The following is a 24,061-nucleotide window of genomic DNA, read 5'->3' as shown; positions in this document are numbered from 1 at the left end:
GTGCCCTCCGGAAGAATCGGGGGGTGCCGTCGCTGCGGTTGCGGGGTCCTCGGCTGTCGCCGTTTCCCACCGGTCCACGGGGTACCAGGGTATCAGCGACATCGGGAGACCGCTTCCGGCCACACGGGGCAGTCGGGCGCGCACGGACGGCTACGCGCCCTCCGGGCGCGCCGACCGCGCCGGGACAGCGGCGTCGACGGCCACCGGAGCGTGATCGGCGTGGAGGCGGGACAGCGCCGCCGTCGACAGCCGGGGCATGATCGGTGTGAAGGCGGACAGCAGCGCCGTCGACAGCCGGGGCATGATCGGTGTGAAGCGGGACAGGAGCTCCCGCTGCGCCGGGCGGGATCGGCGTGGAAGCCGAGGCATGATCAGCGTGGACGCCGGGGCATGATCGGCGTCAGGCCGGGGAGGAGCGGCGTCTGGGCCGGGTGACGAGCGGCATGTCAAGGGATGCTCACCCGATCAGCGCAACGGCGTTACGAGAGCGTGTCGGAACGCGTCGTATCCTGCTCGGACACTCGCCGCCGATCGTCAACATCCGTTGACCGTTGACCTGTAGTAACCACCCCCTCGGGGTGGACGTGGCCGTTCGATCTGGAGAGAGCACGTGGCCGGGCGCATCGAGGATTACGCACTCATCGGAGACATGCAGACCGCCGCCCTGGTCTGCCGGGACGGCAGTGTCGACTGGCTCTGCCTGCCCCGCTTCGATTCGCACGCCGTCTTCGCGGGACTCCTCGGGACCGAGGAACACGGATTCTGGCGGGTCGGTCCTGCCGGCCCCAACGGCGCTCCCCCGGCGCCCGCGGACCGCCGCCGCTACCGGGGCGACTCGCTCATCCTGGAGTCCGAGTGGGACACCCCGCGCGGCACGGTCCGGGTGACCGATTTCATGCCACCGCGCGACGGGGCGCCCCAACTCATCCGGATCGTGGAGGGCGTCTCGGGCCGGGTGCCGATGCACTCCGCGCTGCGGATGCGGTTCAGCTACGGACGCGTGGTGCCGTGGGTCCACAAGGTCGGCGACCGCACGGTCGCCGTCGCGGGCCCCGACTCGGTGTGGCTGGACATGGACGCCGAGACGCACGGCAAGGACCTCACGACGTACTCGGACTTCACCGTCACGCCGGGCGACCGGGTCACCTTCACCATCAGCTGGCAGCCCTCGCACAAGGAGGCGCCCGCCCTGCCGGACCCGGAGGGTTCGCTGGAGGCGACCGAGGACTTCTGGCGCGACTGGGTGGAGCACTGCACGTACCACGGCCCGTACCGGGAGGCCGTGGTCCGCTCCCTGATCACGCTGAAGGCGCTGACGTACGCGCCGACCGGCGGCATCGTCGCGGCGCCGACCACCTCCCTGCCGGAGGAGATCGGCGGCGTACGGAACTGGGACTACCGCTACACCTGGCTGCGCGACGCGGCGATCACCCTGTCGTCGATGCTGCGCACCGGCTACCGCGAGGAGGCCCGCGCCTGGCGGGACTGGCTGCTCCGCGCCGTCGCGGGCGACCCGGAGAACCTCCAGATCATGTACGGGATCGCGGGCGAGCGGGAGCTCGGCGAGGCGGAGCTGGACTGGCTGCCGGGCTACGAGAACTCCGGCCCGGTCCGGGTCGGCAACGGCGCGGCCAACCAGCTCCAGCTGGACGTCTACGGCGAGGTCACCGAGGCGCTGCACCTGGCGCACATGACGGGCCTGTCCCGCAACGACTACGCCTCCCTGCTCCAGCTCAAGCTGATCCGCTACCTGGAGACCCACTGGAACGAGCCCGACGAGGGCATCTGGGAGGTCCGCGGGCCGCGCCGGCACTTCGTGCACTCGAAGGTCATGGCGTGGGTGGCGGTCGACCGCACGATCAAGCTCATCGAGTCCGGGGACGCCGACGGCCCGCTGGAGCGCTGGCGCGAGCTGCGCGACGAGATCCACCGGGACGTCTGCGAGAAGGGCTACGACAAGGAGCGGAACACCTTCACCCAGTCGTACGGCTCCAAGGAGCTGGACGCCTCGCTGCTGCTCATCCCGCAGATGGGCTTCCTGCCGCCGGACGACAAGCGCGTGATCGGCACGATCGAGGCGATCCAGCGCGAGCTGTCCACCGCGGACGGTTTCGTCCTGCGCTACCCGACGGCGGGCGAGGACGCGGGCGTGGACGGTCTGGAGGGCGACGAGGGCGCGTTCCTGGCGTGCTCGTTCTGGCTCGCCGACGACCTGGCGATGATCGGCCGGGTCGACGAGGCCCGCAAGCTCTTCGAACGCCTGCTGGCGCTCCGTAACGACCTGGGGCTCCTCGCCGAGGAGTGGGACTCGCGGCTCCAGCGCCAGGTGGGGAACTTCCCGCAGGCGTTCAGCCACGTCCCGCTGATCGACACGGCCCTGCGCCTGACGGCGAGCGGGGCGTACGGCGGCTGAGGGGCACCGTACGAGGCGCGTGTTCCGGCACGCCGGAATAGGCTGAGAGGGCCCCGTCCCCCCTTCAGGAAGGGGGGCTCACCCATGGCTCCCCAGATCGGCGTTCCGCCGGCGGCGCTGGCCGGACTGCGTGAGGACCTGGCCGGCGAGGTGTGCGTGCCCGGCGATCCGGGCTACGACGACGCCCGGAAGATCCACAACGGCATGATCGACCGACGTCCCGCCGTCATCGCCCAGTGCGCGACCGCTGAGGACGTGGGCAACGCGGTCGTCTTCGGCCGGGAGACCGAGCTGCCCGTCGCGGTGCGCGGCGGCGGGCACAGCGTCGCCGGCTCGTGCCTCGTCGACGGCGGTCTCGTCGTCGACCTGCGCCGGATGCACGCGGTCGTCGCCGACCCCGAGAACCTGACGGCCCGGGTCGAGGGCGGCGCGACGATGGGCCACCTCGACCGCGCGACCCAGCCCTTCCGGCTGGCCACCACCGGCGGCCGGGTCTCCACGACGGGCGTGGGCGGCTTCACCCTGGGCGGCGGATCGGGCTGGCTCGAGCGGAAGTTCGGCCTCGCCAGCGACAACCTGCTCGCCGCGGAGCTGATCACCGCTGAGGGCAAGCACGTGCACACGGACGCCGAGACGCGTCCCGAGCTGTTCTGGGCGCTGCACGGCGGCGGCGGGAACTTCGGGGTGGCGACCTCGCTCACCTTGCGACTGCACGAGCTGCCCGAGATGAGCTTCGCGATGCTGTTCTTCCTGCCGGAGTCCGCGCCGGAGGTGATCCGCACCTTCCGCGACCTCGCGGCGGGCGCGCCGGACGAGGTGGGCGGCGGGATCATCTACCTCCCCGCGCCGCCCGAGCCGTTCGTCCCCGAGCGCCTCGTCGGCCGGCTGCTCTGCGGCACGATGCTCACCTGCGCGGGCCCGGTCGACGAGGTCCGGGAGCTCGCGGCTCCGCTGATCGCTCTGGGGCCCGCGATCGAGATGGTCTCGAACATCGCGTACGCGGACCTCCAGTGCATGATCGACGACCCGCCGGGCCTGCGGAACTACTGGTCGGCGGAGTATCTGAACGGCCTCCCGGACGAGGCGGTGGACGCCTTCTGCGCACGCGCCGCCCGGATCCCGCTGCCCACGGCCACCCAGCACGTGCTCTTCATGATGGGTGGCGCGGTGGCGGCCGGCCCCGCCGACCACCCGATCCCGTGGCGCTCGGCGCCCTGGGCCGTCCACCCGTTCGCGACCTGGGTGGATCCGGCGGACGACGAGCGGGCGAGACAGTGGGTCCGGGACGTACGGGCCGACATGCGGCCGTGGTCGACGGGGGCGGTGTACCTCAACTTCATCGGCGCCGAGGGCGAGGGCCGGGTGGTCGCGGGCTTCGGCGCGGAGAACCTCCGCAGGCTCGCCGCCGTGAAGGCCACGTACGACCCGGACAACGTCTTCCGCTTCAACCACAACATCGTCCCGGCCGGCTGACTCGCCCCGCCGCCCCGGCCGACCGGCTCACCTCGGCCGACTCACCTCAGAGCGGCGATCACCTCCCGCGCGGCCCGCTCCCCCTCGGTGGCGCCGCCCTCCATGAAGCCCTGGAAGTCGTAGCTGCAGTGCTCGCCGCCGATGTGGACGTTGCCCTGCGGGGTGCCCTCGTACCCGGCGTAGCGGTGCAGGTAGCCGACCGGCCAGCAGGAGTAGGCACCGAGCGCGTTCGGGTTGCGGTGCCAGGCGGAGAGCTGGGCTCGGCCGGTGTACGCCCGGGAGGTGCCCGGGAAGAAGGCGTCGATACCGCCCAGGTACCGGGTCACCAGGCTCCGTACGTAGGGGTCGGACTCGGTGGAGAACGGTCCCGCGGGCGTGAGGGCCTTCGCGAGGCTGCCGCCGTTGTACTGGATGAGGATGCCTCCCGTGCCGCCCTGGACCTTGGTGGTGTCCCAGGTCTGCTGGACCTCGCTGTCGGTGAAGCAGTCACCGGCGGAGATCCCGGGCCAGGCGCCGGTGCCGCGCCACGGGCGGGTGCCGAACTGCATGTTGAGCTTGGTGCAGTGCCCCATCCGGGCGTCCCGCAGCAGGTTCCTCATCAGGGGGTCGAAGCCGGCCTGGGTGAGGTCCAGTCGCTGGAGGACGGGCAGCGGGACGGTGAGGATCGTGTGGTCGGCGACGACGGTGCGGGTGGCGCCGGCCTCGGTGAAGGTCAGGGTCTGGGTGCCGTCCGCGTTGGCCCGTACGGCGGTCAGGGACCAGCCCCGGCGCAGGGTGCCGGGGGCGAGAGCGCCCGCGATGGCGTTCGGGAGCCGGTCGTTGCCGCCGGTGATGTGGTACCGCTCGTTGGACAGGCCCCAGATGTTGAAGTTGCCCGGATTGGTCTGGTAGCCCATGAGCAGGACGAGGGCGAGCGAGGACTGCTCGGTGGTGTCGGCGCCGTACTCGACGTTGTACGCGACGTCGATGAAGCGGCCGAGCGGTGAGGAGTGGCCGCCGGGGACCCTCGACTCGATCCACTCGTGGACCGACATGTTGTCGAGGGCGGTTCCCGTGGGCGTGGACCGGTTCCAGAGCACCTCGCCCGCCTCAGACAGGTCGCGGCGCAGGGAATGGTAGACGGCGTTGAAGTCCTCGTCGGCCTGGTGGCGCGGGTAGTACGCGCCGTTGAACCAGAGGACTTCCTCCGCGCCGTTGGGTCCGCCGCCGAGGAAGTCCTCGGTGGGCAGGTCGAAGCGGCGGCAGAGCTCCAGGATCTTCTTGTGGCTGGTGTCGATGAGCTCCCCGCCGATCTCGGAGGTCTGCCCGTACGCCCAGTGGTTCCGCTGGGTCCACATACGGCCGCCCACGCGCGAGGGTTCCGCCTCGTAGAGCGTCGGGCTCACTCCCGCGTCCTGGAGGGTGAGGGCGGCGGTGAGGCCGGAGATCCCGGCGCCGATCACCGCGACCCGCGCGGGGGTCACGGCCCGCGCCACGGCCGGCCGGGAGACGGCGGTGCCCGCGGAGACGGCGATCCCGGTCGCGGCGGCGTACTTCAGGAGGGAGCGGCGGCCGACCGGGTCGGACCTCATCCCTCTCAGCTCGTCGACGGGGACGCCGAGCCGACGGGCGTCGGCGTGCTCGGCGGCGAGGCGGTTCAGGAGGTGCATCGGATGCGTGCGTGCCATGGGGCGCTCCTGGAGGGTGAGGGTGTCAGCTCTGCGGTACGGCGGTGGGGGCGGGGGCGCTCGGTTCGTCGGCACCGCGCTCGGTCGCGTCCTCCAGGACGATCCGGCCGATGATCTCGTAACGCTCGGGGCGTCTGACCTTGAGGTAGCAGCCGAGGCCGAGGCCACCGAGGAAGACCGCTCCGACGATCCACGGAATCGCCTTGAAGAGGAGGGAGTCGGCGGCGAGCCCCGCCGCGGTCTCCATGTTCATGATCAGCAGGACGACCACGGCGGTCATCCCCGCGCCACCGAGCAGGGGCGCGGTCAGGGTCCTGAACCAGTGCCGGTCCTCGGGGTGGTTCTTGCGGAAGTAGCCGATGACGGCGAACGAACAGAGGGTCTGGACGATCAGGATGGCCATGGTGCCGAGGATCGCGAGCAGGGTGTAGAGGTGGATGTACGGGTCCTGGCCGGTGAGCCAGAAGGCGCCGACCAGCACGACCGCGATGGCGCTCTGCACGTAGGAGGCGATGTAGGGCGAGCCGTGCCTGGGGTGCGTGCGGCCGAGGGCCGGGTGGAGGAAGCCCTCGCGGCCGATGGCGTAGAGGTAGCGGGAGGCGCACTGGTGGAAGGCCATGCCGCAGGCGAAGGAGCCGGTGAGCAGCAGCCACTGGAAGGCGTCGACGGCCCAGGCGCCGATGAAGGACTGGGTGGGGGCGAAGAACAGGTCGAGCGGGTTCGCGGACGACGACAGCTTCACGGACCCGCCGAGCCCGTTGCCGGCGATCGTCATCCAGGAGACGTAGATGTAGAAGAGGCCGACGCCGACGACGGAGATCAGGGTGGCACGGGGGATGACGCGCTTGGGGTCGCGGGACTCCTCGCCGTACATCGCGGTCGACTCGAAGCCGACCCAGGACCAGAAGGCGAAGAAGAGGCCGAGACCGGCGGAGGCGCCGGTGAAGGCGTTCTTCGGGTTGATGGGTTCGACCGGGATGCCGTCCGGGCCGCCGCCGGCGACCAGGACGGCGGTGGCGACGGCGAAGAGCACCGCGATCTCGGCGATGAGCATCACGCCGAGCGCCTTGGCGGTGAGGTTGATGTCGAAGTAGGCGAGGCCGGCGGTCACGGCGAGCATCGCCGCCGCGTACACGATCCACGGCAGGTCCACACCGAGCTGATCGGCGACCGTGGTCTTGGTGAAGTAGGCGAAGACGCCGACGATCGAGGCCTCGAAGACGATGTACGCGAGGACGGCGAGCATGCCCGAGGCCATTCCGGCGATCCGGCCGAGGCCGTGCGAGATGTAGCCGTAGAAGGCGCCGGCGGCCGTGATCCGCTTGGCCATGGCCACGTAGCCCACCGAGAAGACGGTCAGGACCAGGGTCGCGAAGAGATATCCGGCGGGCGCACCGACGCCGTTGCCGAAGCCGACGGCGATGGGGAGGTTGCCGGTCATCGCGGTGATCGGGGCGGCGGTGGCGACGGCCATGAAGACGACGCCGACGACGCCGACCGAGTTCGCCTTGAGGCGCTGCACCGCGGGGAGGGGGTTGTCTGCCATGGCCGGAGAGGATCCTCCGGCGTGACGTACGCCACAATCGACATGCGGTCGCGCAATTGGCCCAACGGGGCGACGAGTTGTCGACGGTTCGGACGAACTGTCGACTCCCGTGACCATCAGGTGATGTCGCCGAAACAGCGACGGCGGTAGCGTCCGGCTCCATGGACAGTCAGGGCGGGACCACCGTGCAGCGGGCGCTGGAGCTGCCCGGACTCCGCAGCGGCCTCCCGGAGGTGGTCGCGGGCGCGGACCGGCTGAACCGGACCGTGCGCTGGGTGCACGCCGGCGAGGTCCCGAACATCGCGTCGTTGCTCAAGGGCGGCGAGCTGCTGCTGACGACGGGCCTCGGCCTCGGTACGCGCCCGGCCGAGCAGCGCGCGTTCGTGCGCAGGCTCGCGGACCGGGGCATCGCGGCGCTGGTCGTGGAGCTGGGCCCGCGCTTCTCCCGGCTGCCGGCGACGATCGTGGAGACGGCGCGCGCGGCGGGCCTGCCGCTGGTGCAGCTGCACCGGGAAGTGCCGTTCGTGGCGGTCACGGAGGAGGTCCACACCGAGATCGTCAACGGCCACTACGCGCTGCTGCGGCAGGCCGAGGAGGTGCACCGGCAGTGCACGGAGGCACTGCTGGGCGGCGGCGGGGTGCCGCAGGTGCTGCGCATCCTGGCGGACTTCACGGCGAACCCGGTCTTCCTGGAGACGGCGGACGGCCAACTGCTGTACGCGGCGGGTACGGAGTCGGGCCCGGCGGATCCGCTCCAGGTGTGGGACGGCCTGCGGGGCCAGCGGGCGGCACGCGAGTCGGGCCCGCCGACGGGCGCGGTCCTGGTGGACGTGCCGGGAGGAGGCCCGGGCACGGGCGCGGTCCGCGCGCGGCTGGTCCTCCTCGCGGTCGACGGTCCCCTGTCCCAGGTGCACCGCATGGCGGCGGAACGGGCGGCGGGCCTCCTGGCGGTCGTCCTGATGCAGGCGCGGCAGGAGGAGGAGCTGGCGGCGCGGGGCCGCGGCGACTTCCTGACGGACCTGGCGGAGGGCCGCATCACGCCGGAGGACGCCCCGGCGCAGGCGCGTGTCCTGGGCTTCCGCCCGGGGGACGGCCCGCTGCTCCCGGTCGTGATGCGTCTGGCCTCGGAGCTGTCCCCGTCGGGCAACTGGGCGCTGCTGGCGCGGGCGGTCCTGGAGGAGCTGTCCTCGGTGGGCGTCCCGGCCCTGCTGGGCGTCCGGCCCGTGGAGGGCCGGGTGCCGCTGCTGCTGGGCCTGCGCTCGGAGTCGGAGCGTACGGCGGTGGCGGACCGGGTGGCGGCGGCGCTGCGGGCGGGTGTGGAACGGGCGGGCCTGGAGCGCGGGGGCGGCCATCCGCCGGTGGTCGTGGTGGGCGTGGCGGGCGGCTGGGCGGCGGCGGCGGCGTCCCTGCGGCACGCGGGCGAGACGGCGACGGCGGCTCAGGGCCTCTCGGACCGCCCCTGGTACGACGCGCGGCGCCTGGACATCGACCTGCTCCTCTGGCGCCTGCGCGACCACCCGGACCTCGCGGCCTTCGTGGACCGGGCGATCGGCCCCCTCCGCACCCACGACGGCACGTCCCGCCCGCCGCTGCTGCCCACCCTGGAGACCTACCTGGCCCACGCGGGCCGCAAGGCCGAGACGGCCCGGGAACTCCACCTCAACCGCCAGACCCTCTACAACCGCCTGGCGAGGATCTCGGAACTCCTGGGCACGGACCTGGACGACCCGCAAACGGTGCTGGCCCTCTCCTTGGCCCTCCGCGCGAGACGCCACACGCCGTAGGGGAACGGGACAGGCGGCCGGCTGGGCAGCGGGGGTGGGGTGGAACGGCCCCGCCCCCACTCGGCGCCGCCCCACCAACCGGCCGGGGCCGCTCAGCGCCGCCCGCCGGCCCGCCGTACCCGCTCAGCGCCGCCCGCCACCCCGCCGTACCCGCTCAACGCCGCCGCCCCACCACCCCGCCGCACCCGCTCAGCGCCGCCGCCCCGCCGCCGCCCCGCCGCACCCGCTCAGCGCCGCCGCCCCGCCGCCGCCCCGCCGCACCCGCTCAACGCCGCCGCCCCACCAACCCGCCGCACCCGCTCAGCGCCGCCCCGCCAACTCGTCATACACGCTCAGCACGTGGGCGATGGTCTCGTCCTCCGTCGGCCACGTCCGCGCCTGTACCCGGCCCGCCGCCGCCAGGTCCATGCGCCGGTCCGTGTCCTCCAGCAGCCCCCGCACCGCCGCGGCGAGCGCGGGCGCGTCGCCCCACGGCACCAACTCGGCCGCGTCACCGACCAGTTCGGGCACGCCACCCACCGCCGTCGCGACCAGCGGCACACCGAGCCGCAGGGCCTCCTGCGCCAGCAGGGCACGCGCCTCCCACCGCGACGGCAGGACCGCCACGTCCGCCGCCGCAAGCAACTCCGCCACGTCGTCCCGGCGGCCGATCAGCCGCACGGCAAGCCCCTCGGCCTCGATACGCCGCTGCAGCGCCGCCCGTTCGCGCCCCTCCCCCGCGATCACCAGCAGCGGCTGCGGGTCCATGTCCCGCCACTCGCGCGCCGCGTCGAGGAGCAGTCCGTAGCCCCGCTCCGGCACGAGCGCCCCGACCGCCATCAGCAACGGCCGGTCGACCGCCCCCAGTTCCGCCCGTGCCTTGCCGTCGTGCAGGCAGACCGGCGCCCTCGACGCGGGCACCGTCACCGGCGCGAGCCGCGCGTCCCGCGCCCCGCGCCGCCGCGCCCGGTCGACCAGCTCCGAAGAGGTCCCGAGGACAACGGCCGCCGCCCGCGCGGTCCTCCGTTCCAGCAGCCGCAACAGCCCCCCGCGCGCTCCGTCCACGTGGTTGCGGGTGTGCCAGGTCGTCACGAGGGCGGGCCCCCGCACCGCGGCGCCCGACAGCGCGAGGGTCGCCCGCACCGAGGCGTGCAGCCCGTGGGCGTGCACGACGTCGGCGCCGACGCACGCGTTCCGGAGCTGCGCGACCGTCGCGGGGTCGTTGCGGCGCGGCACGGGCACGAAGTGCGCGCCGGCACCGAGGAAGTCGTAGGCGCGGTCGAGTTCGGCCGGGGCGCACACGGTCACCCGCACACCTCTCGCCACGAGCCCCGAGGCAAGTGATCGGACGTGAGCGCTACTGCCCGCGCTGCCGCCGCCCAGCACTTGGACCGTACGGAGCTGTGTCACGCGCCCAAGGATGCCAGTCCGTACGCACGTTCCGGCACCGAAGCCCCGTCGTGGCCGTGTCCGGGCCCTCAACTCGCCGCCCGCTATCACTCACATGGGTGAGCGCGCGGGCGCCGGCCTCCGCGCGGCCTCCGGCCGACCGGCACCGTCGCGTCGCTCGCCGTGAACCGCCGCCGCGACAAGCACGGCCGCGTGGACGACTAGCCCGAACCGCCCGTTCCCGGCGGCGATCGCGCTGCCGACGGCCGCGCCGAGCGCGTGCGCGCCCGTGTCGCCGAGCATGGTCCGCTCGCCGAGGTCGTCGGCGAGGACGGCCGCCGCCGCGCCCATCGGAGCGGCCGCCACCGACCCGCGCAGCAGCCCGGGCGCTCCGATCCCGAGCACCGTCAACGCGGCCCGGCCGGGCGCGACGTCCACGAGGTTGACGACGTGCGCGGTCCCGGCGATCACGATGCCCGCGAGAACCTTGTCGACGGGCCGCTCCTTGAGCAGCGCGCCCGCCACCAGCCCGGCCGCACCGATCCCGACGAGCTTCACGGTCCCACTGGTCACCTCGCCACCGCGCAGCGCCCCGAGGTGCGCCCGGAACCCCCGCCGGTGGTCGCCCTTCCAGTCGTCGTACGCCCCGCAGGCCCCCGCCACGAGCGCGGCGAGCGCCGCGGGGCCGCTGCCCGCGCCGACGACCGAACCGACCACGACCGCGGGCCCCGCGTACAGATCGACCGTCCGCCCGGCGTGGTTGGTCCGCTCCCAGCGCACGCCGCCGGCAGCACGCGGCCGTCGCCGAGGAGCTGAGCGGGACCGCCGCAGCCCCCGGTAGACCACCCGCGTCGTCCCCACCGCGAGCCCGAAGGCCCCCGCCACCCTGACCGCCCTGCCCTGCTTCGGTATCACGCCGTCAGCCTACGGCGCCGTTGTCAGTGCCCTCTGTCACTCTGCGTACAGGCACCGGCTTGAGCAGGATCAGACGCCGAAGCTGGAGCTGCGGCCCCGCGCGCAGAAAGCGGCCGACCGTCGCTCGCGCCGCCGGGCCGCGGGCGAGTCCGGTCCCGGTCGGCCGGGGGCGGCGGCGCGGCTGTCCACGCTCTGACGCGGGGGGCCGGAGACGGGCTACGGTCGCGAGCGAGCGGGCCGGGGACGAACGGACGCGCGGGAGTCCGCCGTCAGACCACCGTCAAACGTCGTCCGGCCTCGTGCGCGGCACCGTCCGCCCCGTCGCCCTTCGGCCGGAGAGTCTCAGCCGTCCGCCCGAGCCGTCGCCAGCAGTTCCTCCGCGTGTGCTCGGGCCGTCTCCGAGTCCTCCTGGCCCGCCAGCATCCGCGACAGTTCGCGGACGCGGTCCTCGCCCTCCAGGACGGTGACACCGGACCGGGTCACGGAACCGTCGTTGGTCTTCTCCACCAGCAGCTGCCGGTCGGCGAACGCCGCCACCTGCGGAAGGTGGGTGACCACGACGACCTGAGCGGTCTTGGCGAGTTTCGCCAGGCGGCGACCGATCTCCACGGCCGCCTTGCCGCCGACGCCCGCGTCGACCTCGTCGAAGAGGTACGTCGGCACCGGGTCCGTCCCCGCGAAGACGACCTCGACCGCCAGCATCACGCGGGACAGCTCACCCCCGGACGCGCCCTTCGCGATCGGCCGGGGCGGCGCGCCCGGGTGGGGGGCTAGCAGCAGTTCGACCTCGTCGGCACCGGACGGCGAGTACGCGACGGCGCGACCGCCCACCTCGACCCCGTCCGGGTCCTCGGTCTGGCTGATCGCGAACGACACGCGCGCGTGCGGCATGGCGAGCGAGGCCAGTTCGGCGGTGACGGCGTCGGCGAACCGGGCCGCAGCCTCCGTACGGGCGTCGGTGAGCGCCTGCGCGAGGACGGACAGCTCGGCCCGCAGCGCGTCCCGCTCGGCGGTCAGTTCGCCGATCCGCTCGTCGTCGCCCTCCAGCTCGGTGAGCCGGGCCGCGCTCTGCTGCGCCCACGTCAGCACCGCGGCGACGTCCTCGCCGTACTTCCGGGTGAGCTGGGTCAGCGCCGCGCGCCGCTCCTCGACGACCGCGAGCCGCCGCGGGTCCGCGTCCAGGTTGTCGGCGTACCCGGCCAGCTCCCCGGCCACGTCGGCGAGCAGGATCGAGATCTCGCCCGTCCGGTCCGCGAGCGCGGCCAGCGCCGGATCGTGCGCGCGTACGGCCTCCAGGGCGCGCCCGGCCCCCGCGACCAGGGTCGTCGCGTCGACGGCCTCCGGGTCCTCCGGCTGGCCCGCCAGCGCCGCGTGGGCGAGCGCGGCCGCGGAGGCGAGGGCCTCGGCATGGCCGAGCCGCTCCGCCTCGGCCGCCAGCTCGACGTCCTCCCCGGCCAGCGGCTCGACGGCCTCGATCTCGCCGAGCCCGAAGCGCAGCAGATCGGCCTCCTGGGCCCGCTCCCGGGCCCGGGTGGTGATCTCGTCCAGTTCGGCCACCACGGCCCGCAGTCGCCGGTAGGCGTCCGCGTACGCGGCCAGCGGTACGGAGACGGCCTCGCCCGCGTACCGGTCGAGCGCGCCGCGCTGCCGGGCCGGCTTGAGCAGGCCCTGCTGGTCGGTCTGGCCATGGACCGCGACGAGCTCGTCGGCGAGCTCGGCCAGCAGCCCGACCGGCACCGAACGCCCGCCGAGATGGGCCCGAGAGCGGCCCTCGGCGGAGATCGTCCGGCTGACGAGCAGCGCGCCGTCGTCCAGCTCGGCGCCCGCCTCCTCGGCGCGCACGGCGGCGGCCGAGCCCTCGGGCAGCGTGATCCGCCCCTCGACGACGGCCGAACCGGCGCCGATCCGCACCAGGGCGGGGTCGGCACGCCCGCCGAGCAGCAGCCCCAGGCTGGTCACGACCATCGTCTTGCCCGCACCGGTCTCACCCGTCACCGCGGTGAAACCGGGCGACAGCTCGACCACCGCGTCGTCGATGACCCCGAGCGACCGTATCCGCATCTCCTCCAACACGGGGACGACCTTACGAGGTCCGGCCCCACCTGTGCGACGGCCCCTGCCCGAACGGGGCGAATCCGCAGGTCGGACGGACAGCTGTCACCCGTGGGGGTGGGGCCGCCCCCGACCCGGAGCAGCGCGCCCCACACGTCGACACGGCGCCCCCGGGCCCGGCCCCGCTCAGTGCGGCGCGCCCCGCCACCCCGACACCGGGAGCGCGAACTTCGCCACCAGCCGGTCCGTGAAGGAGGCGTGGTGCAGCCGGGCGAGCCGTACCGGCACCGCACCGCGCCGGACCTCGACCCGTGCGCCCGCCGGGAGTTCCACCGTCCGGCGGCCGTCACACCAGAGCACGCCGTTCGGCGTGTGCGGCTCGACCTCCACCGCGAGCACCGACTCCGGCGTCGTCACCAGCGGCTTGGCGAACAGCGCGTGCGCTCCGATCGGCACCATGAGCAGCGCCTCGACCTCGGGCCAGATCACCGGCCCGCCGGCCGAGAAGGCGTACGCCGTCGAACCCGTCGGGGTCGCGCAGATCACGCCGTCGCAGCCGAACCCGGTGACCGGCCGGCCGTCGATCGCGAGTACGACCTCCAGCATCCGTTCCGGGGAGACCTTCTGCACGGCCGCCTCGTTCAGCGCCCAGTCCCGGTGCAGGACGTCACCGTTCTCGTACACGACGACGTCGAGGGTCATCCGCTCCTCGACCTCGTACGCCCGCGTCACGACCCGGTCCACGACCTTGTCCAGATCGTCGCGCTCGGCCTCCGCGAGGAAGCCGACGCGTCCCAGGTTGACGCCGAGCATCGGGACACCGGAGGCCCGCGAGAACTCCGAGCCGCGCAGCAGGGTCCCGTCGCCGCCGAGGACGACGAGCAGCTCGCAGCCCTCCAGGGCGTCGCTGCACGCCTCCGGGACCGTCTCCACGGACGGCGGAAGCGGCAGGTCGGCCGCCTCCGCCTCCAGGACGCGGACGCCGATCCCGCTGCGCAGCAGCCCGAGGACGACGAGTTCGGCGCTGCGCACGGCGGCCGGCCGGCCGGTGTGCGCGAGCAGGAAGACAGTACGGCTACCAGGTGGTGCGGTCGTTGAGCTCAACGAGGTCCCTCCGCCACGGCGCGGTCGACATCCGCCGGATCCAGCGCGGGCGCCCCTGCCCGCAGCCACAGAAAGTACTCGACGTTGCCGGAGGGGCCGGGCAGCGGGCTGGCGGTCACGCCGAGGACCCCGAGCCCGAGTTCGCCCGCGCGGCGCGCCACGTTCTTCACGGCATCGGCCCGCAGCTGGGTGCTGCGCACCACGCCGCCGGTACCGAGCCGTTCCTTGCCGACCTCGAACTGCGGCTTGACCATGAGCACGAGGTCCGCGTCGGGCGCGGTGCAGCGCACCAGCGCGGGGAGCACGAGGCCGAGCGGGATGAAGGAGAGGTCGCCGACGACGAGGTCGACGGGGACACCGTCGATCGCGTCGAGCGTCAGCTCGCGTACGTTCGTCCGGTCCTTGACGACGACCCGGTCGTCGCTCTGCAGCGACCAGGCGAGCTGCCCGTAGCCGACGTCGACGGCGACGACCTGCGCGGCTCCCGCCCGGAGCAGGACGTCGGTGAACCCGCCGGTCGACGCGCCGGCGTCCAGCGCCCGGCGGCCCTCGACGGTCAGCCCACGCGGGACGAAGGCCGCGAAGGCACCGGCCAGTTTGTGGCCGCCGCGCGAGACGTAGGACGGGTCGCTGTCGTCGGCGGCGACGACGATGGCCGCGGCCGTCTCGACCTGGGTGGCGGGCTTGGTCGCGACCGTCTTGCCGACGCTCACCCGCCCCGCCGCGATCAGCTGGCTGGCGTGCTCGCGCGAGCGGGCGAGCTCGCGGCGTACCAGCTCGGCGTCCAGACGGCGGCGTGCCACTCCTGCCACGTTCGGTTCAGCTCCTGAGGTCGTACGGCGGTGTCGGTCCGGCACCGGGAACGGGTGTCGGTCCGGGGTGGACGGCGTCGAGCGAGGTCAGCTCGTCGCGCAGTCCACGGTGTACATCCTCGTACACCTCGAGGTGTCCGTCCGCCGAAAGGCGGTCGGCGTCGGCCAGCCGCTCCAGGAGGGCGTCGACACCGAGCCGGCCGGTGGGCGCGCGCTCGACCCCGAGGGGCGCCGGCGCGACAGCCTCGAAACCGACCTCCGCGCCAGGCTCCGGTACGGCCTCCGCGCCCGCGCTCCCCTCCCGTACGGCCTCCGCGCCCGTCCCCCGCTCGGGTACAGCCTCCGCGCCCGTCCCTCGCCCCTCCCGTACGGCCTCCGCGTCCCGCCCCGCCTGCGGCTCCGCCTCCCGACCCGCCCCCGCCGCTGCGTCCGTCATGTCGCTCATGCGCCCGACGCTATCGCGAAGCTCTGGGGTACCGTCGACGGCGATGGCCACGATCGAGGAGTGCCGCAGCGCACTCGACAGACTTTCGGACAATCTCTCGCGCGCCGACGGCGAGGTGCGGAGCGCCGCCGCGCTCGACCGCAGCCTGAGCTGCCACATCACGGACCTCGACACGACGTTCACCGGCCGCCTCGCGGACGGCCGGATCCGGGTCCAGGACACCGTGCCGGGCCCGCCGCCCGCCAAGGCGCAGATCCGCCTGGCGATGACGGGCGACGACCTGGTGGCGATGGTGGCGGGCGAGTTGAACTTCGCGAAGGCCTGGGCCTCCGGCCGGGTCAAGCTGGAGGCCGGCTTGCGCGACCTGCTGAAACTGCGCGCACTCCTGTAGCGACCCTCACTTCTCTAGCCGCGATCACTCCCGACCCTGCGCACCACTCCTTGAGCGACCCTCACTTCTGCAGCGCCGGCCGCGCCACACGCCGATCCCGCGCCTTGCGCCCGGCCGGCACGACCAGCGGCGTTCCCGTCTCCGGGTCCTCGATGACCTGGCAGCGGACCCCGAAGACCCGCTCGACCAGCTCGGCCGTGACGACCTCGGACGGCGGGCCCTCCGCGACGACCTCACCGTCCCGGCAGGCGATCAGGTGGGTGGCGTACCGGGCCGCGTGGTTGAGGTCGTGCAGGACGGCGACGAGCGTCCGCCCCTGGGTCTCGTGCAGCTCGGCGCACAGGTCGAGGACATCGATCTGGTGCTGGATGTCGAGGAAGGTCGTGGGCTCGTCGAGGAGCAGCAGCGGGGTCTGCTGGGCGAGCGCCATCGCGATCCACACCCGTTGGCGCTGGCCGCCGGACAGCTCGTCGACGTACCGCTCCGCCAGTTCGGCGACGCCCGTCGACCCCATCGCTTCCTGGACGACCCGCTCGTCCTCCGGCGACCACTGGCGCAGCAGCCCCTGGTGGGGGTAGCGGCCGCGGGCCACCAGGTCGGCGACCGTGATCCCGTCGGGGGCGATGGAGGACTGGGGCAGCAGGCCGAGGGTCCGGGCGACCTTCTTGGCCGGCATCGTGTGGATGCTCTGCCCGTCGAGGAGCACCCGGCCCTCGGAGGGCTTGAGCATCCGGGAGAGGGCGCGCAGGAGCGTCGACTTCCCGCAGGCGTTGGGCCCGACGATGACCGTGAACGAGTTGTCGGGGATCGCGACGGTCAGCTCACGGGCGATGACCCGCTGGTCGTAGGCGAGGGTGACCGACTCGGCGCTGAGCCGCTGGGCCTGACGGTCCATGGGGGTGCTCCTGGGTTTCTTCTCGTGCGGATCGGTCGTACGACGCGCCGGGTGCGTCATATGCGTCCCGCCTTGCGTTCGGTGACGAGCAGCCACAGCAGATAGCAGCCGCCGAGCACACCGGTGACGACGCCGACCGGCAGCTGCCGGTCGCCGAAGGCGTTGGTCGCGGTCCAGTCGGCGACGAGCAGCAGCGCGGAGCCCATGAGGGCGGAGGCGGCGAGGTTGGGGCCGGGCGAGCGGGTCAGCCGGCGGGCCAGCTGCGGGGCGCTCAGGGAGACGAAGACGATGGGCCCGGCGGCGGCGGTGGCCACGGCGACGAGGACGACGGCGCAGGTCATCAGCACGATGCGGGTCCGCTCGACCCGCACACCGAGGGCGTACGCGGAGTCGTCGCCCATCTCCAGCATCCGCAGCGCCCGCCCGTGGCCCAGGATCAGCGGGATCAGGACGCAGCAGACGGCGAACAGGGGCCAGAACTGGGCCCAGTCGCGCCCCTCCAGCGACCCGGTCATCCAGACCGTGGCCCGGGTGGCGTCGACGAGGTTGGCCTTGGTGATGAGGAAGTGGATGACGGCGGTGAGCATCGCGGCCGCGCCGATGCCGACGAGGACGAGCCGATAGCCGTGGATCCCGCGCTTCCAGGCGAGGAGGTAGATCACCGCGCCCGTGATCAGGCCGCCGACGACGGCTCCGCCCGCGGCGGCCATGGCGCTGCCCTGGAACAGGACGATGACGCCCAACGCGCCGACGGTGGCGCCCTGGCCGAAGCCGATGACGTCGGGGCTGCCGAGCGGGTTGCGGGAGATCGACTGGAAGACGGCACCGCCGACGCCGAGCGCGGCGCCGACGAGGACGGCGACGAGGACGCGCGGCAGCCGCAGGTCCATCACGGCGAACTCCTGGACGGGTGTGCCGTCGCCGAGGAGGGTGGCGACGACGTCGCCGGGGGCGATGGGAAAGTCTCCGCTGCCGATGAGGACGACACCGGCGGCGAGGGTGAGCACGAGCAGCGCCGACACGGCGAACGCGACGCGCGGCTCGTACCGTACGGAGAACCCGCCACCGGTCCGTATCGCGCGGGTGGGGGCGGCCTTGGACGTCACAGCTGGGCCATCCTCTTGCGGCGTACGAGATGGATGAAGACGGGTCCGCCGACGAGCGCGGTGACGATGCCGACCTGGAGCTCGGCCGGACGGGCCACGAGCCGGCCGATCACGTCCGAGCCGAGGAGCAGGGCGGGTGCGAGGACGGCGGCGTACGGGAGGATCCAGCGCATGTCGGGCCCGGTGGCGGCGCGTACGAGGTACGGGACCATCAGCCCGAGGAACACGATCGGCCCGCAGGCGGCGGTCGCGGCGCCGCACATCAGCGTGACGGCGACCATCGCGAGGACCCGGGTGCGGTTGAGGTGCGCGCCGAGGGCGCGGGCGGTGTCGTCGCCCATCTCCATGGCGTTGAGCGGCCGGGAGATCAGCAGGGCGAGGACGACGCCGACGAGGATGAAGGGCGCGACGCGGCGCACGGTGTCCATGTCGGCGGAGGCGAGCGAGCCGACGGTCCAGAAGCGGAGCCGGTCGAGGGCGGCGGAGTTGAGCAGCTGGACGGCGTTGACGTACCCGTAGAGCGCGGCGGTGGCGGCGGTTCCGGCGAGCGCGAGGCGTACGGGGGTGGCGCTCCGGCTGCCGCCGAGGACGTACACGACGACCGAGACGACGGCGGCACCGAGGAACGCGAACCAGACATAGGCGTCGACATCGGTGATCCCGAGGAACGCGATGGCGGAGACGACGGCCGCGGCGGCACCGGCGTTCACCCCGAGCAGGCCGGGCTCGGCGAGCGGGTTACGGGTGAGGCCCTGCATGACGGCCCCGGAGAGGCCGAGGGCGACTCCCACCAGGAGTCCGAGCAGTGTCCGGGGAACCCGGACGTCGTGGACGATGACGTCGTTCCCGGTCCCGCTGTTCTGGAACAGCCCATGCCACACATCGCCGAGGGGCACGGGCTTGGCACCGACCATGATGCTCAGAACACAGACCAGCAGCAGCACCACGAGCCCCACCAGCAGGCCGAGGGCCCGCAGGGACCGCCTGCGCACCTTCGTCTGAGGGGTCTCCGCAGCCTCCGCGCTCACTCGGGAGGAACTCTCAACCAACACGAGGTTAGGCTAACCTACCCTATCTTCCCCCCAGCCCCACGGCCCTCCCGAGCACCACGGCACTCACGGGTCCCACGGCCCTCCCGAGCGCCCCGAAGCACCCCCGGGAGCACCCCCGCGGGCAGCGGGCCTCACATCCCCAACCGCTCCAACGCCTTCCCCGCGTCCAGTCCGCAAGCCCCCGCCCCCGCCTCCGACCACGCCGCCCCGCACAGCGCCCGCACCCCGTCCATCACGTCCAACCCGCCCTCGGCGGCATCACCGACAGCACCCCCGCCGGCGTCACCCTCCCCCTCCAGAACGAGCGAGCCCCCGCTCACCGACGCCCGCCACCCCCCACACACGAACGCCCCCTCCGTCTCGACCACATCCGGCTGTCCGGTCAACAGCCCCCGCAGGTCCGCCGCCACATACGTCGGCCGGTGCTCCGGCACCGCCGCCAGCAGCTGCGGCACGTCCGTCACCCCGGTGAACACCAGCAGCGAGTCGACGCCCCCGTTGAACGCCCCCTCGATGTCGGTGTCCAGCCGGTCCCCGACCACCAACGGTCGCTCCGCGCCCGTCCGCAGCACCGTCTCCCGATGCATCGGCGGCAGCGGCTTCCCCGCCACCTTCGGCTCCACGACACCGCCCGTGGCGATCCGTACGACCTCCACCGCCGCCCCGTTCCCCGGCCCGATCCCCCGCGCCCCCGGGATCGTCAGGTCCGTGTTCGACGCGTACCACGGCACTCCGCGCGCCACCGCGTAACCCGCCTCCGCAAACCGCGACCACGGCATGTCCGGCCCCCCGTACCCCTGGACCACCGCGGCAAGTCCCGTCACGTCCGCCGACTCCACCGGTTCCAGACCCCGCTCGCGCAGCGCCACCCGAAGCCCCTCGCCGCCGATGACCAACACCGGGGAACCGGCGGGCACCTCGTCGGCGATGAGCCGCGCGACCGCCTGCGCCGAGGTGATGACGTCCCCGGCTTCCGCCGGCACGCCCAGCTCGGTCAGGTGCGCGGCCACCGCGTCCGGCGTCCGCAACGCGTTGTTGGTGACGTACGCGAGGTGCATCCCGCCGTCCCGGGCCGCCGCCAGCGCGTCGACGGCGTGCGCGATCGCCTCACCACCCGCGTACACGACACCGTCGAGATCGAGGAGTGCCGTGTCGTACGCCTCGCTCAGCGCGGCCGCGCTCCCGCCGAGCAGCCTCCTGGGCCGCCCACCGGTTCCGGCAGACCCGCCCCGGCCACCCTGACCTCCGTCGCCCATGCCCACCACACACTCCTCACCTGTCGGCCGTCCCCGCTCCCCCGATCATCGCTCATTGCCACCGCACACTTACGATTGCTCAATGAACACCAGCGGTCCTGCGGCCAACGACGGTCTGCACCTGGTCCCGTTCCGGGGACTTCGATACGTCCCCGAACGGGTCGGCAGCCTGGCCGCCGTGACCTCTCCCCCGTACGACGTCGTCGTCCGGCCCGACGGACTGCACCACCTGGAGTCCGCCGACCCCCACAACATCGTCCGGCTGATCCTGCCGCAGGCCGTCAGCCCGGGCACCCGCCACCGCAAGGCCGCCGCCACCCTCGACCGCTGGCTCGCGGACGGCGTCCTCGCGCCGGACCCCGAGCCCGCCCTCTATGTGTACGAACAGAGCAGCGGCGACATCCTCCAGCGCGGCGTCATCGGCGCCCTGGAACTCTCCACCCCGGCCGAGGGCATCGTGCTTCCCCACGAGGACGTCATGCCGCACGTCGTCGAGGACCGCGCCGCCCTGATGCGGACCACCGCCGCCAACTTCGAGCCGCTCCTCCTCACCTACCGGGGCAACGGCAACGGAGCGGCGGACGTCGTCGAACGCACCGTCCTGCGCACGCCCCTGCTCGACACCACCACGGAGGACGGCTTCAGCCACCGCCTCTGGGCGGTCACGGACCCCGCCGAACTCGCCGCGGTCTCCGCCGGCCTGGCGGAGCACCAGGCGCTGATCGCCGACGGCCACCACCGCTGGGCGACGTACCTGCGCCTGCGCGAGGAGCACGCCGGTCCAGGCGCCTGGAACTACGGCCTCGTCCTGCTCATCGACACGGCCCGCTACCCCCTCCGCGTCCGCGCCATCCACCGCCTGCTCCACCGCCTCCCGGTCGCGGACGCCCTCGCCGCCCTCGGCGACGACTTCCGGATCCGCAGGATCGACGCGGGCCTCCCGGAAGCCATGGAGTCCCTGGCCTCCGCCGTCTCGGAAGGCAACGCCTTCCTCCTCGCCGGCGACGGCACCTTCCACCTGGTGGACCGGCCCGCCCCGGACCTCCTGGCCCGTACGATCCCGACGGACCGCCCGCAGGCCTGGCGCACCCTGGACGCTACGGTGCTGCACGCCACGCTCCTCGACCACCTCTGGAGCATCCCGGACGCCCCGGACGACATCAGCTACATCCACGACACCGAGGCGGCCGTCGCCCAGGCGGAACGCCGGGGCGGTACGGCGGTGCTCATGCATCCGGTACGCGAGGACGTCGTACGGGACCTGGCACGACAAGGCGTCACCATGCCCCGCAAGTCGACGTCCTTCGGCCCGAAACCGGCCACGGGCCTGGTGCTCAGAAGCCTGGCGATCGACTGAGGGCATGGAAAAAGGGCGGCACCCCCGGAAGGGGGTGCCGCCCTTTGCCACACGATCAGTCGCGGTCGTCCCGCTCGTCGAGGTCCTCGTCGCCGTGTCCCGCCTCGTCGGCGACATCGACGTCGACGTCGTCCGCATCGGCATCGTCATCGACGACGTCGGAACCCCGGTCGGCGTCCTCGTCCTCGTCCTCGTCGATGGCGTCGACGAACTCGACACCGTCCATCTCGGCGAGACGGTCGGAGGCGTCCGTGGCCCCGTCCTTGTCCGCCTCCAGCGCCTTGGCGAACCACTCACGGGCCTCGGCCTCACGACCGGCCGCGAGGAGCGCGTCGGCGTAGGCGTACCGCAGACGCGCGGTCCACGGGTGAACGGCGCTGGACGCGAGCTCGGGGCTCTGGAGCGTCACGATGGCGGCTTCCAGCTGCTCCATGTCGCGACGGGCACCGGCGGCGACGAGCCGCATCTCGACCTGCCCGGCCTTGTCCAGCTTCTGCACCTCGGGCTCACCGGCCATGGCGAGCGCCCGCTCGGGCCGGCCCAGGCCACGTTCGCAGTCGGCCATCACGGGCCACAGCTCGACACCACCGGTCATCCGCCGGGCGGCCCGGAACTCGGCCAGCGCCTCGGAGTACTTCTGCGTGGCGTACGCGGCGAAGCCGGCGGCCTCACGCACGGCGGCGACACGCGACGCGAGCCGCAGCGCGATACGCGAGTACGCGTACGCCTGCTCCGGGTCCTCGTCGATCAGGTCGGCGACCATCACGAGGTTACGAGCGACGTCCTCGGCCAGCCCCTTGGGCAGGCTCATGAGCTCCTGGCGCACATCGTCGTCGATCTCCTCGCCGGTGACCTCCGGCGGGATCGGCAGCCGCTTGATCGGCGCCCGGTCGGGCCGGTCACGGTCGTCACGCCCGCGGTACCCGCCCCGGCTGTCGTCGCGCGGACGATCGTCGCGACGGAAGCCGCCGCCACGGTTGTCGTCACGCCGGGGCCCACGGAAGCCACCGCCACCCCGGTTGTCGTCACGCCGGTCGTCACGGGGACGGTCGTCGCGCCGGTCGTCCCGACGGAACGACGGACGGTCGTCACGCCGGTCGTCACGCGGACGGTCGTCACGCCGGAACGACGGACGCTCGTCACGGCGGTCGTCACGGCGGAAGGAGGGACGGTCGTCACGGCGGAAACCACCACCGCGGTTGTCTCCACCCCGGTTGTCGTCGCGACGGAAGCCGCCACCACGGTTGTCGCCACCCCGGTCGTCGCGCGGACGGTCGTCACGGCGGAAGGGGGGACGCTCGTCGCGGCGGTCATCACGCGGGCGCTCGTCGCGACGGAACGACGGACGCTCGTCGCGGCGGTCGTCGCGCGGACGGTCGTCACGGCGGAAGCCGCCACCGCCGCCACCGCGGTTGTCGCCGCCACGGAAGCCGCCACCACCACGGTTGTCGTCCCGACGGAAACCACCACGGTTGTCACCACCGCGATTGTCACGGTCGTCCCGACGGAACGACGGACGCTCGTCGCGGCGGTCGTCGCGCGGACGGTCGTCACGGCGGAAGCCGCCACCACGGTTGTCGTCACGGCGGTCATCGCGCGGACGGTCGTCACGGCGGAAGGAGGGACGGTCGTCGCGCGGACGGTCGTCACGGCGGAAACCACCACCGCGGTTGTCGCCACCGCGGTTGTCTCCACCACGGAAGCCGCCGCCACCACGGTTGTCGTCCCGACGGAAGCCACCGCCACGGCTGTCGCCGCCACGGTTGTCGTCCCGACGGAAACCGCCACCGCGGTTGTCACCACCCCGGCTGTCGTCCCGACGGAAACCGCCGCCACCGCGGTTGTCGCCACCGCGGAAGCCGCCACCACCACGGTTGTCGTCCCGACGGAAACCACCACGGTTGTCACCACCGCGGCTGTCGCCACCGCGGTTGTCGCGACCACGGTTGTCGTCGCGACGGTCATCACGGGGACGGTCGTCACGCTGGGGACGGTCATCCCGCTGGGGACGGTCGTCGCGACGGAACGACGGACGGTCGTCGCGGCGGTCGTCGCGCGGACGGTCGTCACGGCGGAAGCCGCCACCGCCGCCACCGCGGTTGTCGTCACGACGCGGGCCACGGAAGCCGCCCCGCTCGCCGCCGTCCCTGCGACGCGGCTCGCGCTCCGGACGGTCGTCGGGAGAGTTGGTGGACATCGACGTGACTCCTGTCTTCGGGTGCTGCAGTCATTCTCGCGCAGCCGGCACCCCGACGCGCTGCGAAAAAATCAAGGAAAAACAAAAAGGACCCTTGGTCCCAGCATGAACGCTGGGACCAAGGGTCCTGAAAGATTGTTCGGCGGCGTCCTACTCTCCCACAGGGTCCCCCCTGCAGTACCATCGGCGCTGAAAGGCTTAGCTTCCGGGTTCGGAATGTAACCGGGC

The 24,061-nt window shown here is 73.2% G+C and carries 20 protein-coding genes and 1 rRNA gene; 5 read left to right on the top strand and 16 right to left on the bottom strand.

Features of this window, described 5'->3' with window-relative positions; all coding sequences use genetic code 11:
• Positions 1–150 precede the first annotated feature (150 nt).
• Positions 151–369, bottom strand: a complete 219-nt coding sequence (locus ACIPPS_RS24700; protein WP_401435913.1) for a hypothetical protein — start codon at positions 367–369, stop codon at positions 151–153.
• A 241-nt stretch (positions 370–610) separates the two neighbouring features.
• Here ACIPPS_RS24700 and ACIPPS_RS24695 point away from each other — a divergent pair, with 241 nt between their 5' ends.
• Together ACIPPS_RS24695 and ACIPPS_RS24690 are read left to right on the top strand one after the other, a co-directional pair.
• Positions 611–2,413, top strand: a complete 1,803-nt coding sequence (locus ACIPPS_RS24695; protein WP_401435910.1) for a glycoside hydrolase family 15 protein — start codon at positions 611–613, stop codon at positions 2,411–2,413.
• Between the two features lie 84 nt (positions 2,414–2,497).
• Positions 2,498–3,886 carry an FAD-binding oxidoreductase gene (locus tag ACIPPS_RS24690; RefSeq protein ID WP_401435908.1) on the top strand — a complete coding sequence of 463 codons (1,389 nt, stop codon included), beginning with the start codon at positions 2,498–2,500 and terminating at the stop codon, positions 3,884–3,886.
• A 41-nt stretch (positions 3,887–3,927) separates the two neighbouring features.
• Here the strand turns inward: ACIPPS_RS24690 and ACIPPS_RS24685 are convergent, their stop codons facing one another.
• A complete protein-coding gene (locus ACIPPS_RS24685) occupies positions 3,928–5,553 on the bottom strand; it encodes a flavin monoamine oxidase family protein (RefSeq protein ID WP_401435905.1) in 1,626 nt (541 codons plus the stop codon).
• 25 nt (positions 5,554–5,578) lie between these two features.
• Complete coding sequence (locus ACIPPS_RS24680) at positions 5,579–7,099, bottom strand: APC family permease (RefSeq protein WP_401435902.1); 1,521 nt, start codon at positions 7,097–7,099, stop codon at positions 5,579–5,581.
• A 161-nt stretch (positions 7,100–7,260) separates the two neighbouring features.
• Between ACIPPS_RS24680 and ACIPPS_RS24675 the strand changes: the two genes are divergently transcribed.
• The gene (locus tag ACIPPS_RS24675) at positions 7,261–8,883 is read left to right on the top strand and encodes a PucR family transcriptional regulator (RefSeq protein ID WP_401435899.1); all 1,623 of its coding nucleotides are present in this window, start codon (positions 7,261–7,263) and stop codon (positions 8,881–8,883) included.
• Positions 8,884–9,183: 300 nt separating this feature from the next.
• Here ACIPPS_RS24675 and ACIPPS_RS24670 read toward each other — a convergent pair whose 3' ends face one another.
• From ACIPPS_RS24670 to ACIPPS_RS24645, 6 genes are all read right to left on the bottom strand, one after another.
• On the bottom strand, positions 9,184–10,272 hold the full coding sequence (locus ACIPPS_RS24670; RefSeq protein ID WP_401435897.1) for a glycosyltransferase family 4 protein: 1,089 nt from the start codon (positions 10,270–10,272) through the stop codon (positions 9,184–9,186).
• A 90-nt stretch (positions 10,273–10,362) separates the two neighbouring features.
• Positions 10,363–11,166: a hypothetical protein gene (locus ACIPPS_RS24665; protein WP_401435895.1), complete on the bottom strand. Its 804-nt coding sequence runs from the start codon at positions 11,164–11,166 to the stop codon at positions 10,363–10,365.
• A 342-nt stretch (positions 11,167–11,508) separates the two neighbouring features.
• Positions 11,509–13,227, bottom strand: coding sequence for a DNA repair protein RecN (gene recN / locus ACIPPS_RS24660; RefSeq protein ID WP_401436827.1), 1,719 nt, complete (start codon positions 13,225–13,227; stop codon positions 11,509–11,511).
• A 177-nt stretch (positions 13,228–13,404) separates the two neighbouring features.
• Complete coding sequence (locus ACIPPS_RS24655; protein ID WP_401435892.1) at positions 13,405–14,322, bottom strand: NAD kinase; 918 nt, start codon at positions 14,320–14,322, stop codon at positions 13,405–13,407.
• Positions 14,319–15,134, bottom strand: a complete 816-nt coding sequence (locus ACIPPS_RS24650; RefSeq protein WP_401435890.1) for a TlyA family RNA methyltransferase — start codon at positions 15,132–15,134, stop codon at positions 14,319–14,321. The genes ACIPPS_RS24655 and ACIPPS_RS24650 overlap by 4 nt, the downstream gene beginning before the upstream one ends.
• 7 nt (positions 15,135–15,141) lie before the next feature.
• The gene (locus ACIPPS_RS24645; RefSeq protein WP_401435887.1) at positions 15,142–15,579 is read right to left on the bottom strand and encodes a hypothetical protein; all 438 of its coding nucleotides are present in this window, start codon (positions 15,577–15,579) and stop codon (positions 15,142–15,144) included.
• Positions 15,580–15,622: 43 nt separating this feature from the next.
• Between ACIPPS_RS24645 and ACIPPS_RS24640 the strand changes: the two genes are divergently transcribed.
• Positions 15,623–15,970 carry an SCP2 sterol-binding domain-containing protein gene (locus tag ACIPPS_RS24640; RefSeq protein WP_401435885.1) on the top strand — a complete coding sequence of 116 codons (348 nt, stop codon included), beginning with the start codon at positions 15,623–15,625 and terminating at the stop codon, positions 15,968–15,970.
• Between the two features lie 61 nt (positions 15,971–16,031).
• On the opposite strand, the gene ACIPPS_RS24635 is transcribed toward ACIPPS_RS24640, so the two are convergent.
• From ACIPPS_RS24635 to ACIPPS_RS24620, 4 genes are all read right to left on the bottom strand, one after another.
• Entirely contained in the window at positions 16,032–16,865 is an 834-nt protein-coding gene (locus tag ACIPPS_RS24635; RefSeq protein WP_401435882.1) for an ABC transporter ATP-binding protein, read from the bottom strand.
• Between the two features lie 56 nt (positions 16,866–16,921).
• A complete protein-coding gene (locus ACIPPS_RS24630; RefSeq protein WP_401435879.1) occupies positions 16,922–17,971 on the bottom strand; it encodes a FecCD family ABC transporter permease in 1,050 nt (349 codons plus the stop codon).
• Positions 17,968–19,023 carry a FecCD family ABC transporter permease gene (locus tag ACIPPS_RS24625; RefSeq protein WP_401435876.1) on the bottom strand — a complete coding sequence of 352 codons (1,056 nt, stop codon included), beginning with the start codon at positions 19,021–19,023 and terminating at the stop codon, positions 17,968–17,970. Before ACIPPS_RS24625 ends, ACIPPS_RS24630 begins: the two co-directional genes overlap by 4 nt.
• Positions 19,024–19,154: 131 nt before the next feature.
• Complete coding sequence (locus ACIPPS_RS24620) at positions 19,155–20,279, bottom strand: HAD hydrolase-like protein (RefSeq protein ID WP_401435874.1); 1,125 nt, start codon at positions 20,277–20,279, stop codon at positions 19,155–19,157.
• An 82-nt stretch (positions 20,280–20,361) separates the two neighbouring features.
• Here ACIPPS_RS24620 and ACIPPS_RS24615 point away from each other — a divergent pair, with 82 nt between their 5' ends.
• Positions 20,362–21,636, top strand: a complete 1,275-nt coding sequence (locus ACIPPS_RS24615; RefSeq protein ID WP_401435871.1) for a DUF1015 domain-containing protein — start codon at positions 20,362–20,364, stop codon at positions 21,634–21,636.
• A gap of 55 nt (positions 21,637–21,691) precedes the next feature.
• Here ACIPPS_RS24615 and ACIPPS_RS24610 read toward each other — a convergent pair whose 3' ends face one another.
• The 3 genes from ACIPPS_RS24610 to rrf all read right to left on the bottom strand — a co-directional run.
• Positions 21,692–22,447, bottom strand: a complete 756-nt coding sequence (locus ACIPPS_RS24610) for a hypothetical protein (RefSeq protein WP_401435868.1) — start codon at positions 22,445–22,447, stop codon at positions 21,692–21,694.
• A complete protein-coding gene (locus ACIPPS_RS24605) occupies positions 22,444–23,757 on the bottom strand; it encodes a hypothetical protein (protein WP_401435866.1) in 1,314 nt (437 codons plus the stop codon). The genes ACIPPS_RS24610 and ACIPPS_RS24605 overlap by 4 nt, the downstream gene beginning before the upstream one ends.
• 213 nt (positions 23,758–23,970) lie before the next feature.
• Positions 23,971–24,061: ribosomal RNA gene (gene rrf, locus ACIPPS_RS24600) — 5S ribosomal RNA — on the bottom strand; the annotation flags it as partial.

The organism is Streptomyces sp. NPDC090127 (assembly GCF_044746945.1).
Taxonomy (GTDB): Bacteria; Actinomycetota; Actinomycetes; order Streptomycetales; family Streptomycetaceae; genus Streptomyces.
This window is presented reverse-complemented; position numbering and strand designations above follow the sequence as displayed.